We start from the raw sequence: 16,498 nt of genomic DNA on the forward strand, positions 1-16,498 counted from the left end.
AAACGTACAGCCTGGCGGCGTAAGGTACAGGGGTGACCAACCCCGTTATTCGCCCCCGACGCCTGCGCACCAGCCCCGCGCTTCGTCGCCTGGCCAGTGAAATTCGTGTCCACCCGGCGGAGCTCGTTCTCCCAATGTTCGTGCGCGAAGGCGATGAGCAGCGCCCGATCAGCTCGATGCCCGGCGTCGTGCAGCACAGCATCGATAGCGCCCGACGCGCTGTGGTGCAGGCAGCCGAGGCCGGCGTGGGCGGTGTCATGCTGTTCGGCGTGCCCGAAGTGCGGGATGCGATTGGTACCGGCGCGACCGACCCTAAGGGAATCCTCAACCTCGCCACCCGCGCACTGGTCGACGAGATCGGTGACGCGCTCGTCGTGCAGACCGACCTGTGTCTCGACGAATTCACCGATCACGGTCACTGCGGGGTACTCGCGACCGACGGCCACGTCGACAACGATGCCACCCTCGAGCGCTACCGCGACATGGCGCTGGCCCAGGCCACCGTCGGGTCTGCGCTGCTCGGTCTTTCCGGCATGATGGACGGCCAGGTGGCCGCCGTGCGTGAGACCCTGGACGCCAATGGATTCGAAGACACCGCCGTGCTCGCCTATTCGGCCAAGTACGCCTCCGCGTTCTACGGCCCGTTCCGCGAAGCAGTCGCCTCCACCCTGGTCGGCGACCGCCGCACCTACCAGCTTGACCCGGCCAACCGGCGCGAGGGTGTGCGTGAGGCCCAGCTCGACATCGACGAAGGCGCCGACATCGTCATGGTCAAGCCGGCCGGCAGCTACCTCGACGTGCTCGCCAAAGTTGCCGCCATGAGCAATATTCCGGTTTGGGCATATCAAGTTTCCGGCGAGTACGCCATGATAGAGGCCGCTGCCGCTCAGGGCTGGATCGACCGCCGCCGCGCCGTCGAAGAGTCGGTCCTCAGCATCCGCCGGGCCGGAGCCGACGCCGTACTTACCTATTGGGCCGTTGAACTGGCCACCTGGCTCAAGGAGGAGCGAGCATGACCAACACGATGTCGACACCCGTGGAACACGCGGCTTCCCGCAATGACGAACTGTTCGACCGCGCCCGCCGAGTGATTCCCGGCGGGGTCAACTCGCCGGTACGCGCCTTCGGCTCGGTCGGCGGCACCCCGCTCTTTCTCGTGAAGGCGGCCGGCGCCTACGTCACCGACTCCGACGGCCGCGAGTACGTCGACCTGGTCAATTCGTGGGGACCGGCGATTCTCGGCCACGCGCACCCCGAGGTCATCAAGGCCGTTCAGGATGCCGCCGCCCTCGGGCTTTCGTTCGGCGCTTCAACGCCGGCCGAGACCGAACTGGCCGAGCTCGTCGCTGAGCGGGTCGGCGCGGTCGAAAAGCTGCGTCTGGTCTCCACCGGCACTGAAGCCACCATGACCGCCATTCGCCTGGCCCGTGGGTTTACCGGTCGTGACCTGCTGATCAAGTTCGCCGGTCACTATCACGGCCACTCCGACGGCCTGCTCGCCCAGGCCGGCTCCGGCCTCGCCACGCTGGCTCTGCCCGGCTCGGCCGGCGTCACCGCCGCCACGGCGGCACAGACTCTCGTGCTGCCGTACAACGACCTCGACGCCGTGCGGGCTGCGTTCGAGGCACATCCCGGTCGAATCGCCGCCATCATCACCGAAGCCGCCGCCGCCAACATGGGTGTCGTCGCCCCGGATGCCGGGTTCAACGCCGCGCTGTCCGGGATCGCGCACTCCAATGGCGCCCTGCTCATTCTTGACGAGGTGCTCACCGGCTTTCGGGTGAGTCGTTCCGGCTTCTGGGGCCTGGAGACCAGCAGCCTCGAGTCGGCCGGGGAAGAGTTCTACACGCCCGACCTGCTCGCCTTCGGCAAGATCATCGGTGGCGGCCTTCCCGTTGCAGCCCTCGGCGGCCGGGCCGACGTGATGGACTTTCTGGCACCCACCGGCCCGGTCTACCAGGCCGGAACGCTCTCCGGCAACCCGGTCGCCGTCGCGGCCGGCATCGCGACGTTGAACCTGCTCGACGTGAGCGTGTACGACCGGCTCAACGCGACCGCCATCATCCTCTCGGAGGCTGTGTCAGCGTCCCTCGCGGCCGAGGGCGTCGCGCACCGGGTGCAGCGGGCCGGCAATCTGTTCAGCTTCGTGTTCGGCGAGGAGGCGCAGGGCTCAGCCCCGCGCACCTACGCCGACGTGCAGCGCCAGGAGGCGTTTCGGTACGCACCGTTCTTCCACGCCATGCTCGACGGCGGTGTTTCGTTGCCGCCGAGCGTGTTCGAGGCCTGGTTCGTCTCGGACGCCCACGACCAGAGCGCCATCGGTCGCATTTTCGAGGCACTTCCCGCTGCGGCCAAGGCGGCGGCCGCCGCTACGCCCCAGGGTTGATCTGCAATTAACCAGACGGATGAGCGTGGCTGGCCACGCTCATCCGCTCGCGTTGGAGGGATCCTGCGTTGGCACGTCACGGCTTTTGTTCGCGTCAGACAACAGATTTTCGATCGAAACCGGGCAGACTGGAACAATGGCTTCCCTGAGCGTGCATTCCGACCGGCTCGAGATCCACCTGACGCGCGCGGAAAGAACCCTTGCGCTGCGACGTGAGTCGATCGTGGTGCAGCGAGAGAACATCCGCTCGGTGATCATCACCGAGGATCCGTGGATCTGGCTGCGCGGGATTCGCGCTCTTGGCTCGATCGTTCCGCTCGTCGTGGCCGCCGGAACCTGGAAGTTTCACGGCGGCAAGGACTTTGTCTCGATCAAGCGTCACCGCCCGGCCGTGGTGATCGACCTGGTCAACGAAGAATTCGCTCGCGTCATCCTCACCAGCCAGCACGCGGCCGATTTCGTCGACTCGCTCAAGCTGCCGACCTAGGTCGGCAGCCCACACGCGCTACGGCTCCGTCACCGCGATCGCGGAGAGAGAATCGAAGGAGACCGTCATCGGTGTGGTGGCCGATCCGCTGCTGTACACGGCCAGCCCGATTGATCCGGCCTGCTGCAGGGCGGCTGTGGCATCGGTCCGGCTGAGCTTCCAGGCTGCGGGCTCCTCGGTTCCCACCCGCCACACTTTGGCGCGAATCGTTGTCGGCGCCGTACCGAAAACCTGCAGCCGCACCTGCAACTGATCGTTGGTGGCGTAGCTCAGCCCGGCGACAGTGCTCGCCTGCAAGGTGGTGGAGCCGCGCATGAGCTGCAGCTGCACAGTGCCATTCGCGAGTACTTTCACCCTCGTCCGATAGTCGTCAGAGGCGACGCGCCTCCCGATCAGGGAAACGTAGGTGCCGGCTCCCGTGGTTGGCTGCTGCAGTGACGTGGTGACCGTAACATCGGTACTCACCGATGAGACGCCGTCGAGGTAGCCGTTCGACCTTCCTCCGGCGGTCGCCCGCAGGATTGCGGCACCAGCGGTCACCGAGTAGTTGCTGGCTGTGCCGGTCGTGGTCCACGCGCCGCCGATATCGGCCAAGCCGAGTCCTCGACTGACGTCGCGGGTGAAGGCATCCGCTGCGATGCCGGTCGGCACCGGTGGCGGCGCTGAGACCGTGACCGAACGCGTGGTCGTGTCGGTGGCGCCGTCATTGTCGGTGACGGTCAGTGCGATCGAGTAGGTTCCGGCGGCGGCATAGGTATGCTGCGCGGTCTCGCCGGCGCTGGTGGCGTCGTCACCCCAGGACCAGGCGAAATCCCTGACGGTCCCGTCAGAATCTGCCGAAGAGGTGGCATCCGTTGAGACAGTAAGCTGCTCGGCGGCGACGGTGAATGCGGCGGTCGGTGCAGTGTTCTGCGCAACGGGCGTGGCGGTGCCGAGCGAATAGTGCTGCGCGATCACGGCGGCGCTGAGCGGACCCGGATAGACGGCGACATCGTCGATGGTGCCGACGAACCACGGGCTCGACGAGTTCCACGTGTTGTCGCCGCCGATGCGCCAATATCCGGGGTACCCCTGGGCACCCGTTTGCGGATTAGTGCCGACGAGAGCGCCATCAACGTAGAGCGCCATCCCGGCAGAGGACTGTTGGGCGAGCACGTAGTGCGGCGCTCCATCGTTGTAGCTGGCATCGGTCACGATGGTGTTGGTTTGCCCGGTCCAGGTGCCAAAGACCAGGCGACCGTCGTCTTGCAGGTAGACGTGCCGGTCATAGTTGTTCGATAATCCGGTGGAAGCACTGCCGAAGCCGATGATTTTTCCACCCTGCTGTGTCGTCGTGCTGAACCAGGATTCCAGCGCATAGCTGGCTGGAGCGTCAATCCGGGTGTCACTGCTCACGATCCCGCCGTTGAACGATGCGGCCGTGTTGCTCGTGCCGTTGACCAGTCCGTCAGCGCCGAGGCTGACCGAGTTCGAGTAGGTTCCGGGCTGGTCCCAAGCCGATGAGTCGATCGCTTTCGTTCCGCTCGACTCGCCCAGGCGCCAATACAAATCAGGTTCAGCGCTGTAGACGGCCGCGCCGTAGACGTCGGCGGGAGCGGATGCGACGGGGCTGGTTCGGCCGGAGGCCACGAAGTGCGCCACGATTTGCTTTTGCGTGAGCGGAGCGGAGTACACGGCGACCTGGGCAATGTCGGCGGCGAGGAACGCGCTGGTGGGCTGGCTGGGCCAGCCATTGAGACTGTCCCCTCCGATGCGCCAGAAGCCCTGGTAGTCCTGCCCGGAGGTGACGTTGGCGCGCTGCGCGACCTTCTTGCCGTCAATGGACAGCGACATGCCGGAGCCACCGAGACTGGCCACGATGTGGTGCCACTGGCCATCGTTGTAGGACGCGGGTGACGTGATCGTTTGCGCTCCTCCGGGGTAGACCCCGAACCAGACGCGACCGCCGGTATCCATGTACACGTGCCGGTCATAACCGGTGCTCTGGCCGGTGGCGCTGTTGCCGAACCCGATGATCTTGCCGCCTTGAGTACTGTCGGTTTTCACCCAGGTTTCGACGCTGAACGAATTCGAGGGGCTCTGCGCATTGTCGGTCGCGGCGAATCCCGACTCTGTGCCGTCGAAGCGGCTCGCCGTGGTGGCCGAGTCCACGATTGCGCCGGGAACACCGGGGCTGACTCCGGCGTTTCGGGTCAGGTCGGCGCCGCCGGTCCAGTCGAAGGCCGTGGCACCGGATGCCTCATTCAGCGGCCAATACGATTGGGGCGAGTCCGCAAGGATGCCCGCAGAATAGTCGCTGAGGCTGCCGGAGGCGATGGTGACGCTGGCCGTGCCGCCGGTTTGCGTATTACCGAACGGGTCAGTGACCCGAATTCGATAGGAGTAACTCTGCCCCGGCGTGAGCCCGGTGTCGGAGTACGAGAGTGTTGGTCGATTCCAGTCGGAGGAGAGTCCCTGAACGCTGGTGACGGCGACACCATCCCGCAGTACTTCATAGGTGAGTTTCTCGTTGTCGCGATCGTAGGCTGACTTCCAGCTCAGACGTGCTGTTCCGCTCACGAACGAGGCGACCGATGGCACGAATGCCGAGGGGGCGAAGGAGGCGTTGGCGACACGCGGTCCTTCCTTGTTCGGGGCGATGGTGGGCACGGCGAATCGGGCCAGGCCCTGTTGGCGTTTGTTGTTCACGGTCGTGAATTCGCCGCCGTAGAGCAGGTACTGGGCATTGGCTGTCACCTGCCACGGGCCCTGGCCTTGTCCGGTGAAGGTGCCGGTGTTGATGTCGGGATAAAACGCCAGCAGGTTAGGCCGAGGGGTGCCCTCGAAGTTGTAGTAGCCGTGCTTGTCGGCCGTGATGGCGCCGCCGACATCCATGCTGAAGGCCAGGGTGCGGTGGTAGGTCCACGGCTCGGATTGCTCGAAGCCGCCAATGTTGCCGCAGTAATGCGCGTGCTCGGTCGTGTACACCTTGTCGCCGGCCGGCACAGCAGAGTAGGTGTCGCCGTGGCAGTCTTCGACCCAGATCAGACTGCCATCGTCCCAGCTGGCACGGAATGTTCCCTCGAGATTGCCGCCGCTGCCGAAGACGTAGCCGGTGCCGAACACGCCGTCGGCCGATCCGGTCAGACTCAGGATGGCGGCCTGGCTGCCACCGTTACGAATCAGATTGTTGATCTTCCACGGCAGGGAAGCGCCGGTTATGGAATCGGTTGCGGCCATCCCGTATCCGGGGTTGGAGCTGCCGTTATAGGTCGTGAATGAGCCGCCGATGACGACCTTGCTTCCGTCGGGAGAGGCGACGAGGGCATTGATGTTGCCACCGGCCGGCGTGCCCGACCAGGATTGCAGGGCGCCGGTGGCGCCATTGAACGCCGCCATCCTCGCGCGGGGCTGGCCGCCTGCCGACGTGAACGAGCCGCCCGCGTAGACGCTGTTGCCCGCAAAGGTGAGCGCTTTGACGCCCGCGTTGATAACCGGTGCCCAGTCGGGAATGAGCGTGCCGCTCGTCGTGTCGAACGCGGCTATGCGAGACCGGCTGGAGCCACTCACGCTCGTGAAAGCGCCTGCGGCGAACAGCCGCGACCCGTCGGTAGATACGGTCAGGGCGCGGACGGCGCCGTTGACGTTGGGGTTGAAGGATGCGACCAGAACGCCGGTGGTGAGGTTGTAGGCCAGCAGGTTGTTGCGTATGACCTCGTTCACGCCGGCGGCGGAACCGGCTGGTCGTGAGCGGCTGAACTCGCCCCCGACATAGACGGTGTCGCCCACAATGAGTTGGGTCCAGACGACCCCGTTGATTTGCGCAGTGGGGAGCGAGTCCGCCGATACCGTCACGGGGGATGTCGCATCCGCAGGAAGGCTGTCGGCGCTCGCTGTCAGTGGCCCCGCGAGGACCCCGGAAACGAGTGCGGCAGTTGCAACCACGGCCAGGAACCGATTTTGGGCAGAAAATAGCTCACTCACCAGAGGTGCCTCACTTTGACCGTATTCGCAGCCATCGGACAGCCACCGCACAGATCGGAGCTTAGTGAGGGATTCTCAGGGCAGTAACTCCCCCAAACAGGGGGTGGAATGGTCCCTGAATTAGGGGGTCTCGCTAGGTGACGTCTTTCTTCCAGCTCACGGAACGGCCGATCACGGTCGGGACCACGGCGTAACCGACCAGCTAGGCGAACAAGAACAGCACGAAGCCGATCAGCGGAAGCGTGCCCTGAATCTATGCCGCGCGAGCATAGCGAGCACCATCGATGCGGTCGTGAACAACGCGAGCGCGAGGCCCGCTTCGGGGAGGCCGCCGAAGTGCAAGCCGAGGCCCACGACAGCGCCGATGCCCAGGAACAGGTTGTAGAAGCCCTGGTTGTACGCCATCGGTTTGATGGCGGGGCGGGGCGGGGCGGGGCGGGGGCAGTGGCAGGACAGCGTCGTAGCGGTCGAACCGGTCGAACCGGTCATTTTCGAATCGGGAGGGGCACGGGACGGCGGCTAGAACGGTTGCGCGTCAGGGGCGCAAGTGTTCCATGGGTTGGGCGGGGGTGGTGCTGGAATGGTTGGCGGGGGTGGTGCTGGCGCGGTGTGTTGTAGGTGGGGGCTGATGCGTGTGGCGGGGTCGGTGGCGTAGTGTTTGCCGGCGGGGCTGGTCCAGTGCAGGGTGCCGTCGGGGTCGGCGATGGCTTTCCAGTCGCTGAAGTGCTTCAGGTTGTGGTGCGCCGGGGAGAGAAAGTGCAGGTTGGTGGCGGTGGTGGGGCCGCCGAATTGTTTGTCGATGGTGTGGTCGAGGTCGCTGTGCCCGGCGGAGCGGTTGCAGCCGGGGAACCGGCAGGTTCCATCGCGCAGTCGCAGGTACTTCTTCAAGCTGGCCGGCACGCGGAAGGGGTCTTGGCTGACGTCGATCACGATTCCGGTGTGCGGGTGGGTGAGGATGCGCAGGAAACTTGTCGCCGTGCCGGCCAGGCGGCGGGCGGTCTCCGGGTCGATCGGCCCGTACCCTTCAAGGTCGGCCGGTTCTTCGCTTTTGCCCATCAGGGTGAGCACCGGCACGGTGATGTTGACGTTGGCGGTGAGTCCGGCGCCGAGGCCGCTGCCGGTGACGCCCTGCTGGAGCAGGTCAACGGCGACATCGGCGCGGAGCTGGCTGAGGGTGCGCTCTTCGCCCGGGCCCTGCAGGCTGAGGGCAGCGTCAGTGACGCGGGTATAGACCGCCTGCAGGTCGTCACCGGCCGCGCGGAGCCAGAGGGTGGCCATGCCGTCTTTATCGGGGAAGAACAGCACCTTACGATCGGACAAGCACTTGGCGCGGCGCACGGTGATGCTGTCGGGGTGGAACCGTTCCCGCACTTTGCGGGCCTTGCCCTCGAACTGCGTGGGAGTGAGGCGTTTGGCGTGCGGCAGCAATACCGCCTCCAGCGCGTCGCGGGCGGGCCGCGGCACGGAACCGAGCTGGTCGAGCAGGCGGCGGGCGTGGCGGAGGGAGATATCGCCGGTGCGGAGCGCGGTGAGCGTATCGGGCCGCTCGACCACCAGTTGCCGGCTCTCCTGGAGCAGGCCGGACGCGGTGCCGTTCGGGATGCGCAGCGCGCACGCCATCTCCGCCACCAGCCCCTGCTGCGCGGCGAAGGCGGCATCCCAATCGTGCTCATGGCCCGGCCCGGACAGGGGGCGGCCGGTCTCGGCGGTGTTGGTCGTGTAGTCCCACGCCTCGGTGAGAACCTCAGCCTTGCTCGCCTGGGCCCAGGCGATGATCTTCTCGAAGAAGAGCACCCGGTCAACGAACTGCGCCTGATGCCGCTGAAACGGACTCAGCGACTCCGCCGAACCGCCGTCGGCCGGGTCGGGCTGGTCGGCCGGGATGAAGTCGTCCGGGAGGAAATTGGCCGCGAGGTAGTCAGCGTAGAGGATCTCCTCGCGCAGGTCCCCATCGAACCGGTGCGTGGGCGGCACCGCCGCAAACACCTCGGTCAAGTCCAGGCCGGCCGGCAGCGGCGGACCGTCAGGCATCTCCCGGCGGTAGGACGCGCGGCCGACAGACTCCGGGCCGACAGACTCCGGGCCGACAAGCTCCGGGCCGACAAGCTCCGGGCCGACAGCATCAACTAGGAAGGGGTCGCGGCTGGCGGGCGCGGTATCGACGTCGTTGAGGGCGTCGTAGGGAGCGAACTGCCCGAGGCCCTCGGCGATCTCAACCCGCCAATCGGCCTGACACTGCGCCCAGAACACATCAAACTCAGCGCGCTCCTCGGCTGTGGAAGGCAGGTAACCGTGGGCCGCGACGAACGGATCGACGAGGCCCGGCTGGGAGGTATCGCCGCACTGGCTCATAGAACAAGTGTACCAAGCCCAACCCTGCAAGTCGAGCCATTCTCACATCTATTGGGATTTTCGTGCGAACTTGAATTCGCACGGACACTCGCGTTTTCGAGGCGGCTCGCGTTGGTCGATGGGGGTCTCGACCAGCTCGATCGACGAAAAATGCAGCGGTCTTCCGGCGCAGCGCTCTAGCTGACGTCTTTCTTCCAGCTCACGGCATAGCCGATCATTGTCGCGACCACGGCGTAACCGAGCAGCACGAGACCACCCTGCCACCAGTCCAGCGGCGGGGCGCCTGCCGGGTTCGCGAGGGTGAAGACGCTCGCACCGACGAGGGCATCGGAGGCCGAGCCGGGCAGATAGTTGCCGATCTGCGCGGTGACCTCGAGAAAAGAGGCGGCCAGCCGCAACAGTGGCTCGACGAACTGGGTGAAGGCGAGCACGACCACGATCGACGCAACCTGGCTCGGCACCAGAACGCCGAAGCCCACGCCGATTGCAGCCCACAGGCCCATCGCAAGAATTGTGCGACCGACCTGCAGCCACGTTTCCGAGTCCAGCAGCAGCGCATCCACACCGAACGCGCTCAGCGCCCCGCCGCCGAGACCAACGGATGCTGCCAGCCCGACAACTCCGAATCCAGCGCCGACCAGAACCAGCGTGACCGTCTTCGCTGCGAGCACCACACCGCGACGCGGCGTCGCGAGAAACGTGGGTGTCAGGGTCTGGTGGCGAAATTCACCCGTCGTCGCGAGCACGCCCAGCAGCACGGGGAAGACGTAGCCGACCGAGGAAGCGAAGCTGTAGATGATCGGTGGGAGGCTGCCGAAACCGAAGGCGCCGGCACCGCCGGTATTCACCGTGTCGGGACTGATCACACCGGTCTCGACGCCGGCGAGCAGCGCGCCGAGCCCACCGGCGATGAGGCCGATGTAACAGAACAGAACGATGGCGAGAAGCCACCACAGGCGAGTCGTAAAAATCTTGGCGAATTCGGCCGAGACTGACCGCAGGAACGTGGTCATAGCGAGTGGCTCCCGCCGACGAGGGCGAGAAAGGAGTCTTCCAGGCCGGTTTTCTGCCGGTGCAGCACGCTGAGTTCGACCCCGGCGGTGAAAGCGAGGTGGCCGAGCAGTGCGGGGTCGGATGTGGCGGCGAGCAGGCCGGTGCGGCCGATCGAGAAGGTGATGCCCGCCGCAGTGAGCGCGGCTGTGAGGTTCTCGCGGTCGGGAGAATCCACGATCGTCTGGGGCGCGGCATCCGTATCGAGGCTGGAGAGCGGGCCGAGGTGCACGAGCTCGCCGCGGGCGATGATGACGACGTCGTCGACGCTCTGCTGCACTTCGGAGAGCAGGTGTGAGCTGACCAGAATGGTGCGTCCTTCCGCGGCCATGTCGCGCAGAAAACCGCGAATCCAGCGGATGCCCTCCGGGTCGAGTCCGTTGATCGGCTCGTCGAGCACGAGCGCGCCCGGGTTGCCGAGCAGGGCGTAGGCCAGGCCGAGGCGCTGGCGCATACCGAGGGAGTAGCCGCCGACGCGCTGGTCGGCATGGGCGGCGAGGCCCACCTGGGTGAGCACCTCCATGACCCGGGTGCGCGGCAGCCCGGCGGCGATCGCGTACACGCCGAGGTGGTCGCGAGCAGAGCGGCCAGGGTGGAAGCTGGCGGCTTCGAGGGCTGCGCCCACCGTGGCAAGGGGATTGGGCAGGTCGCGGTAGCGAACGCCGCCAAACGTGGCCGTTCCGCTGCTCGCCGCGACCAGTCCGAGCAGAATGCGCAGGGACGTGGTCTTGCCGGCACCGTTCGGCCCGAGAAAGCCGGTAACCCGCCCAGGCTCTACCGTGAAGGACAGGTCGTTGACCGCGGTGACCCCGCCAAAGCGTTTGCTGATGTTGCTGAATTCGATAACAGCGCCGGTAGGCATCCGACTCCCCTCTGTAGTGCTTCCCACCCTATTACCCAGGGGCCGTATAGTGCCGTCTACCGGGCTTTTCAGTTCAGGCCAGCAGGAAGTCCTCCAGGCCGGTGAGCAGTCGTTGTACCTCACCCGCCGTGTTGTACGGCGCCAGTCCGATGCGCAGGCCGCCCTCAGCACCGAGCCCGAGGTGCTTCGAGGCCTCGAGTGCGTAAAACGATCCGGCCGGGGCGAGCACCCGCCGGGCAGCCAGGAACGCCGCGGCATCGGCGGCCGGGTGCCCGGCGAAGGTGACCAGCACGGTTGGCGTGCGCTCGCGGGCACGCGAATGCACGGTCACGCCGGGCAGAGCGGCCAGCCCGGCCTCGAGTTCGGCGAGCAGGCCCGCCTCATGATGTTCCAGGGCGATGGATGCCTGCACCAGGCGCTCCCGCCGGCTTCCGCCGATCGGTGCCAGCGCGGCCAGAAAATCGACGGCCGCAGTAACGCCCGCCATCAACTCGTATGGCAGGGTGCCGAATTCGAAGCGTTCCGGAACCATTTCGGTGGAGGTGGCCAGCTTGTCCGGGTGGATGCGCTCGAGCAGGGCCGGGTCGGCGGCCAGCACGCCGCAGTGCGGTCCGAGGAACTTGTACGGGGAGCAGACGAAGAAGTCGGCGCCGAGCGCGGCCACGTCCACCGAGGCGTGCGGCGTGTAGTGCACCCCGTCTACCCAGAGCAGGGCGCCGACCGAGTGCACGGCGGCGGCGATCGCGGCGATCGGCGGTCGGGTTCCGATGAGGTTGGAAGCAGCCGTGACGGCGACCAGACGGGTGTGTTCGGTCAGTTGCGCGGTGACCGCCTCGGCGCTGAGCTCGCCGGTTGCCGGGTCGAAGTCGACCCACTTGACGGTGGCGCCGGCGTGCTCGGCGGCCTGGATCCAGGGACGGATGTTAGCGTCGTGGTCGAGCTTGGAGACCACGATCTCGTCGCCGACATTCCAGCTGCGGCCGAGGTGGCGGGAGAAGTCGTAGGTGATTTGGGTGGCGCTGCGGCCGTAGACCACGCCGTGCGGGTCGGCGCCGAGCAGGTCGGCCATCGCCGTGCGGAAGACGGTGACGGCGTTGTCGGCGTTCTGCTCCGGCAGGCTGCCGCTTCCGCGGTTGGACAGCGGTCGGGTCAGGGTGAGGGCGATCGCGGCGGCGACCTGGCGAGGCGTCTGCGTGCCGCCCGGACCGTCGAAGTGGGCGAACCCGGAGGAGAGGGAGGGAAAGTGGGAGCGGACTGCCAGCGCGTCATAGGTCACACGCCATCCAAGCACAGCGTCTGCTCGTCGACCAGCGCCGCCGAGACCACCACCGGTCGAGCCGCGACGAACGGGTAGTCGAGACGAGTGGTCGAGCTACGCGTGCGCGGCGCAGGCGGGCGCTTCGCGTGTGACGCAGTCCGGGCAGGCCACGAGCTGTTCGCGGCAGGAGGCATCCCGGCAGTTGAGCATGTTCGTCGTGGGCGCGGCGCAGACCTGGCAGGTCCCGAGCACGGCAGCGCCGGGAGCGAAGTCGATGGACATCCGCTGGTCGAAGACGTAGAGCGAACCCGACCACAGACCCTCATTGCCGAAAGCCTCGCCGTAACGCACAATGCCGCCGTCGAGTTGGTATACCTCGCCGAAACCACGCGACTTCATGAGACCGCTCAGCACCTCACAACGGATGCCGCCGGTGCAGTAGGTCACGACCGGCTTGCCCTTGAGATGGTCGTATTTGCCGCTGTCGAGTTCGGCCACGAACTCGCGCGTGTTGGCCACATCGGGCACGACCGCGTCTCGAAAGTGCCCGATCTCGGCCTCGAACCGGTTGCGCCCGTCGAAGAAGACGACCTCGTCTCCGCGTTCGGCGACGAGCGCATTGAGCTCGGCCGGCTGCAGCTTGGTGCCACCGCCGACCACTCCGGCGCTGTCGACGCGCAGCTCGCCGGGGGCGCCGAAGCTCACGATCTCCTCGCGCACCTTGACCACGAGCCTTGGAAAATCGAGGCTGTGGCCGCGCGAGTCGAGGCCGGTGCCCTCGCTGAACTTAAAGTCGATGTGCCTGAACGCCGGGTAGTCGCGGGTCTTGCGAATGTACTTCTTGATCGCGGGCAGGTCGCCACCGACCGTGCCGTTCAGGCCGTCTTTCGAGATGAGGATGCGCCCGCGCAGACCGAGCCCTGCACACAGGTCGCGCTGCCACAGTCGCACCGCATCGGGGTCGGCCAGCGGCGTGAAGATGTAAAAGAGCAGAATCTTCGGAATGGCCATGGGCCCATTTTACTTTGTGCGCATTTCCGGAGAGCGCGCGTAGGCTGGCCGCACTGTCTGTACTGCCACTGGTCAGCCGTATCGAGGAGGCAAATCGTGACCCAGGACCCGCTCGCCCGGTTCGGCGCCGTTCCCCAGTTTTCACTCAGCAGCACCGACATGACCGACGGGGCACCGCTCGTCGCAGCACAGTATGGAACCGACGCGGGCGGAGCGGATGTGTCCCCGCAGCTCTCCTGGTCGGGTTTTCCCGCCGAGACCCAGAGTTTCGCGCTCACCGTGTACGACCCCGACGCCCCGACCGGCTCCGGATTCTGGCACTGGGCGGTGGCCAACCTGCCGGTATCCGTGACCGAGCTGGCTGCGGGAATCGATACCCTGCCGGCCGGCGCACTCGTGCTGCCGAACGAGGTGCGTCTCACCTCGTTCATCGGCGCTGGCCCGCCGCCGGGAACCGGCACTCACCGCTACCAGTTCATCGTGCACGCCGTTGACGTGCCGACGCTCGAACTCGACTCGCAGTCCACGCCGGCCGTTCTCGGCTTCAACCTGCACTTTCACACGCTCGCGCGTGCGGTACTGGAGGCGACCGGGGTCGCGGGCGGGGCAGCCGCTGTCTGAGGGGGCGCCGTGTAAAACCGGGAGTTGTCCCCAAATGGGGTAACTCCCAGCGGGGATTCGGGGGAAACGACTTAACCTCAATCAGTGAGTATCACCAGCACCACGTTCGACACCGCCCGTTCCATTCCCCCCACCAGCCCCCCAACGTCGTCAGCGCGCCCGGCCGTGCCGACGCCCGCCTGGCTGCACGGCATCCGTTTGCATGCCGACGGCGTGACCGTCGACCGGTCTCTGCACCGGGAGACGGGCATCCGTCGGTTGCCGGTCTGGGCGTGGCGCGCGCTGATGCTGCGCCGGGCGACCCCGGTGCACAAGTTCAACCTGCACCCGATCGATTCGGTCGAATACGACCTCGACCTCGACTACATCGGCGATGGCCAGAAGATTCACCGGCTCGACGTTCTCGTTCCCAAACGCGAAGCGGGCGCAGACCCCTTACCCGTGTACGTGTATTTTCACGGCGGCGGCTGGACCTCCGGCGACAAAGACCCGCTCACCAAGTACTGCGCGAGCCAGGCTGCCGAAGGAATGGTCGTCGTCAACGCGAACTACCGCATGGCCACCCGGTTTCAGCTGGGCCACATGATGAAGGACGGCAACGCCGTGCTCGACTGGGTCGCCCGCAATATCGCCGCCTACGGGGGAGACCCGACCCGAATCGTGCTCGGCGGCGACTCGGCCGGCGGCCACATCGCGGCGCTGCTCACCGCTGCGGCCTTTGAACCCGAGCTCGCGGAACACTATGACATTGCGCCGCCGGTCGCCCGCCGCAACCTGCGCGGTCTCGTGCAGCACTGCAGCATCGCCGATTTCTCGGTGCTATTCGACCGTGGGTTTGTGCTGAGCCTCAACTTTGTTCGGATGCTGCTGCCCGAGCGCGGCCGCGGACTGCACCTGCGTACGGCCGCGCGTTTCATGTCGCCGATCGAGTGGCTCGACCGCGGTTTTCCGCCGGTCTTCGTCACGACGTCGGAGCGCGACTATTTCTACCGGGCCAACCTCAACTTCATCGAGGCGCTACGAGCCCGCAAGATTCGGGTCGACACGCTCATTTACGGCCGGCGCAGCGTCAACGCCAAGCACACCTGGCAACAGGACGACACGCATCCGGAATCGCAAGAGGTCTACCGTCGCCTCGGCGCCTTCGTGCGTGCCGTCGCGCCGCGGGCGATGACGGTTTAGGACCGCGCGCCGGTTGCGGCGAGCACTCCGCCGAGGCCGATCATCATGACGCCGCCGGCCGAGGACAGGTTCTCGATGCGCTTCGGTGACCGGGCAAACCAGACCCGTGCCGTGCCGGCCGCGAGAGCCCAGGTGCTGTCGCCGAGCAGGGCGAGCAGCACGAAGACCAGGCCGAGCACCGCGAGCTGCAGCGGAACATCGCCGGCCCGGTAGTTCACAAACTGCGGCAGCACCGCGATGAAGAAGACGAGTGACTTAGGGTTGCTCAGGCCCACCACGAATCCTTCGAGAACCAGCCGCCACTTGGTCTTGCGGGCCACCCTGGCCTCGCTCATCTGCGCGGCCTTGCCCCGGTTGCGAATCGCCTGCACCCCGAGATAGATGATGTAGGCCGCGCCGGCGAACTTGACGATCGTGAACAGCAGCACCGACTGGGTCACGATGGCACCGAGTCCGAGAGAGACCGCGACGATCACCGGAATCAGGCCCAGGGCATTGCCGAGCACGCTGAGAAAGCCGCCAAGCCGGCCGAGTGCCAGCGATCGCCCGATCACGAACAGCACGGTCGGGCCGGGAATGACGATGAGCGCGATCGAGGCGAGCGCGAACGTGAGCAGGGTGGGCAGGGAAACCATGTTTGAATGCTAAACCCAGCGGCGACTGTGGCACATCGTGCAGCCAACCCCCGTTGCGGCGACGGATGCTGGTGCCCACCCACAACGGATTGCTCGCGGTTGCGCCCACATCGTTAGCATCATTTCGTGCATATGTTCTTCAGAACCCTCCTCCACGCCCTGCTGTCGAAGTTCGGCCCAAAGCTCGGTCACTTCGATGTCGCGCGCACCAACTTTGTGACCCTGCCGACCGACCAGGATATTTTGCGGCACATGAACAACGGCGTCTACCTGTCCATCATGGACGTGGCCCGCTTCGACATGCTGCACCGCACGGGCGTCTGGGCCATCTTCAAGCAGCGAGGCTGGTACCCGGTCGTGGTCTCCGAGACCATCAGCTTTCGCAAGTCGCTCACGGTCGGCCAGAAGTTCACGGTGGAGTCGCGCATCCTCGGCTTCGACGAGAAGGCGGTTTACGTCGAGCAACGTTTCGTACGACCGGATGCCGACGGCGTGCTCGAGATCTACGCCCACGGCTACATTCGTGGTCGCTTTCTCAAGCGCACCGGCGGAATCGTCACGATCGACGAACTGCTGGGCGCGATCGGCGTCGCCCCCGACAACGTGAGCGTTCCGGAGTGGCTGCTCGAGTGGGCTGGCGCGGCAGCGGCCGCACCCACTCGAGCCCCGGCCCCGAGCATCTGGAACTAGC

14 protein-coding genes are annotated in these 16,498 nt (G+C 66.3%); 6 read left to right on the top strand and 8 right to left on the bottom strand.

The window, feature by feature from the left end; genetic code table 11:
* The first annotated feature begins 32 nt into the window (after positions 1–32).
* The 3 genes from hemB to E3T29_RS07695 all read left to right on the top strand — a co-directional run bounded on the left by hemB (position 33) and on the right by E3T29_RS07695 (position 2,873).
* A complete protein-coding gene (gene hemB / locus E3T29_RS07685; protein ID WP_134344911.1) occupies positions 33–1,016 on the top strand; it encodes a porphobilinogen synthase in 984 nt (327 codons plus the stop codon).
* The gene (hemL, locus tag E3T29_RS07690) at positions 1,013–2,386 is read left to right on the top strand and encodes a glutamate-1-semialdehyde 2,1-aminomutase (protein ID WP_241987695.1); all 1,374 of its coding nucleotides are present in this window, start codon (positions 1,013–1,015) and stop codon (positions 2,384–2,386) included. The genes hemB and hemL overlap by 4 nt, the downstream gene beginning before the upstream one ends.
* A 136-nt stretch (positions 2,387–2,522) precedes the next feature.
* Positions 2,523–2,873, top strand: a complete 351-nt coding sequence (locus E3T29_RS07695; RefSeq protein ID WP_134344912.1) for a hypothetical protein — start codon at positions 2,523–2,525, stop codon at positions 2,871–2,873.
* An 18-nt stretch (positions 2,874–2,891) separates the two neighbouring features.
* Here the strand turns inward: E3T29_RS07695 and E3T29_RS07700 are convergent, their stop codons facing one another.
* The 7 genes from E3T29_RS07700 to E3T29_RS07730 all read right to left on the bottom strand — a co-directional run bounded on the left by E3T29_RS07700 (position 2,892) and on the right by E3T29_RS07730 (position 13,369).
* The gene (locus E3T29_RS07700; RefSeq protein ID WP_134344913.1) at positions 2,892–6,836 is read right to left on the bottom strand and encodes a LamG-like jellyroll fold domain-containing protein; all 3,945 of its coding nucleotides are present in this window, start codon (positions 6,834–6,836) and stop codon (positions 2,892–2,894) included.
* A gap of 231 nt (positions 6,837–7,067) precedes the next feature.
* A complete protein-coding gene (locus E3T29_RS07705; protein ID WP_134344914.1) occupies positions 7,068–7,325 on the bottom strand; it encodes a DUF1304 family protein in 258 nt (85 codons plus the stop codon).
* A gap of 30 nt (positions 7,326–7,355) precedes the next feature.
* A complete protein-coding gene (locus E3T29_RS07710) occupies positions 7,356–9,188 on the bottom strand; it encodes an HNH endonuclease signature motif containing protein (protein ID WP_166792353.1) in 1,833 nt (610 codons plus the stop codon).
* Positions 9,189–9,364: 176 nt separating this feature from the next.
* The gene (locus E3T29_RS07715) at positions 9,365–10,201 is read right to left on the bottom strand and encodes an ABC transporter permease (RefSeq protein ID WP_134344916.1); all 837 of its coding nucleotides are present in this window, start codon (positions 10,199–10,201) and stop codon (positions 9,365–9,367) included.
* Positions 10,198–11,100, bottom strand: coding sequence for an ATP-binding cassette domain-containing protein (locus tag E3T29_RS07720; RefSeq protein ID WP_134344917.1), 903 nt, complete (start codon positions 11,098–11,100; stop codon positions 10,198–10,200). Before E3T29_RS07720 ends, E3T29_RS07715 begins: the two co-directional genes overlap by 4 nt.
* A 73-nt stretch (positions 11,101–11,173) precedes the next feature.
* Positions 11,174–12,376 (bottom strand): cysteine desulfurase-like protein, encoded by a 1,203-nt coding sequence (locus tag E3T29_RS07725; RefSeq protein ID WP_134344918.1) that lies wholly within the window; start codon positions 12,374–12,376, stop codon positions 11,174–11,176.
* Between the two features lie 96 nt (positions 12,377–12,472).
* Complete coding sequence (locus tag E3T29_RS07730; RefSeq protein WP_134344919.1) at positions 12,473–13,369, bottom strand: rhodanese-related sulfurtransferase; 897 nt, start codon at positions 13,367–13,369, stop codon at positions 12,473–12,475.
* Between the two features lie 96 nt (positions 13,370–13,465).
* On the opposite strand from E3T29_RS07730, the gene E3T29_RS07735 reads away from it, so the two are divergent.
* Together E3T29_RS07735 and E3T29_RS07740 are read left to right on the top strand one after the other, a co-directional pair.
* On the top strand, positions 13,466–13,990 hold the full coding sequence (locus E3T29_RS07735) for a YbhB/YbcL family Raf kinase inhibitor-like protein (RefSeq protein ID WP_241987696.1): 525 nt from the start codon (positions 13,466–13,468) through the stop codon (positions 13,988–13,990).
* A gap of 84 nt (positions 13,991–14,074) precedes the next feature.
* A complete protein-coding gene (locus tag E3T29_RS07740) occupies positions 14,075–15,172 on the top strand; it encodes an alpha/beta hydrolase (protein ID WP_241987697.1) in 1,098 nt (365 codons plus the stop codon).
* Here the strand turns inward: E3T29_RS07740 and E3T29_RS07745 are convergent.
* A complete protein-coding gene (locus E3T29_RS07745; protein WP_134344920.1) occupies positions 15,169–15,807 on the bottom strand; it encodes a LysE family translocator in 639 nt (212 codons plus the stop codon). The genes E3T29_RS07740 and E3T29_RS07745 overlap by 4 nt on opposite strands.
* A gap of 132 nt (positions 15,808–15,939) precedes the next feature.
* Here E3T29_RS07745 and E3T29_RS07750 point away from each other — a divergent pair, with 132 nt between their 5' ends.
* Positions 15,940–16,497, top strand: coding sequence for a thioesterase family protein (locus E3T29_RS07750; RefSeq protein WP_134345019.1), 558 nt, complete (start codon positions 15,940–15,942; stop codon positions 16,495–16,497).
* Position 16,498 lies beyond the last annotated feature (1 nt).

Origin of the sequence: Cryobacterium sp. TMT1-66-1, from assembly GCF_004403435.1 — a bacterium.
In the GTDB taxonomy this organism is placed as follows: Bacteria; Actinomycetota; Actinomycetes; order Actinomycetales; family Microbacteriaceae; genus Cryobacterium; species Cryobacterium flavum.

Coding starts and splice junctions, on each gene's coding strand:
- hemL (WP_241987695.1), top strand. CDS start 1,013: ATGACCAACACGATGTCGACACCCGTGGAACACGCGGCTTCCCGCAAT.
- E3T29_RS07695 (WP_134344912.1), top strand. CDS start 2,523: ATGGCTTCCCTGAGCGTGCATTCCGACCGGCTCGAGATCCACCTGACG.
- E3T29_RS07705 (WP_134344914.1), bottom strand. CDS start 7,325: ATGACCGGTTCGACCGGTTCGACCGCTACGACGCTGTCCTGCCACTGC.
- E3T29_RS07710 (WP_166792353.1), bottom strand. CDS start 9,188: ATGAGCCAGTGCGGCGATACCTCCCAGCCGGGCCTCGTCGATCCGTTC.
- E3T29_RS07715 (WP_134344916.1), bottom strand. CDS start 10,201: ATGACCACGTTCCTGCGGTCAGTCTCGGCCGAATTCGCCAAGATTTTT.
- E3T29_RS07720 (WP_134344917.1), bottom strand. CDS start 11,100: ATGCCTACCGGCGCTGTTATCGAATTCAGCAACATCAGCAAACGCTTT.
- E3T29_RS07730 (WP_134344919.1), bottom strand. CDS start 13,369: ATGGCCATTCCGAAGATTCTGCTCTTTTACATCTTCACGCCGCTGGCC.
- E3T29_RS07745 (WP_134344920.1), bottom strand. CDS start 15,807: ATGGTTTCCCTGCCCACCCTGCTCACGTTCGCGCTCGCCTCGATCGCG.
- E3T29_RS07750 (WP_134345019.1), top strand. CDS start 15,940: ATGTTCTTCAGAACCCTCCTCCACGCCCTGCTGTCGAAGTTCGGCCCA.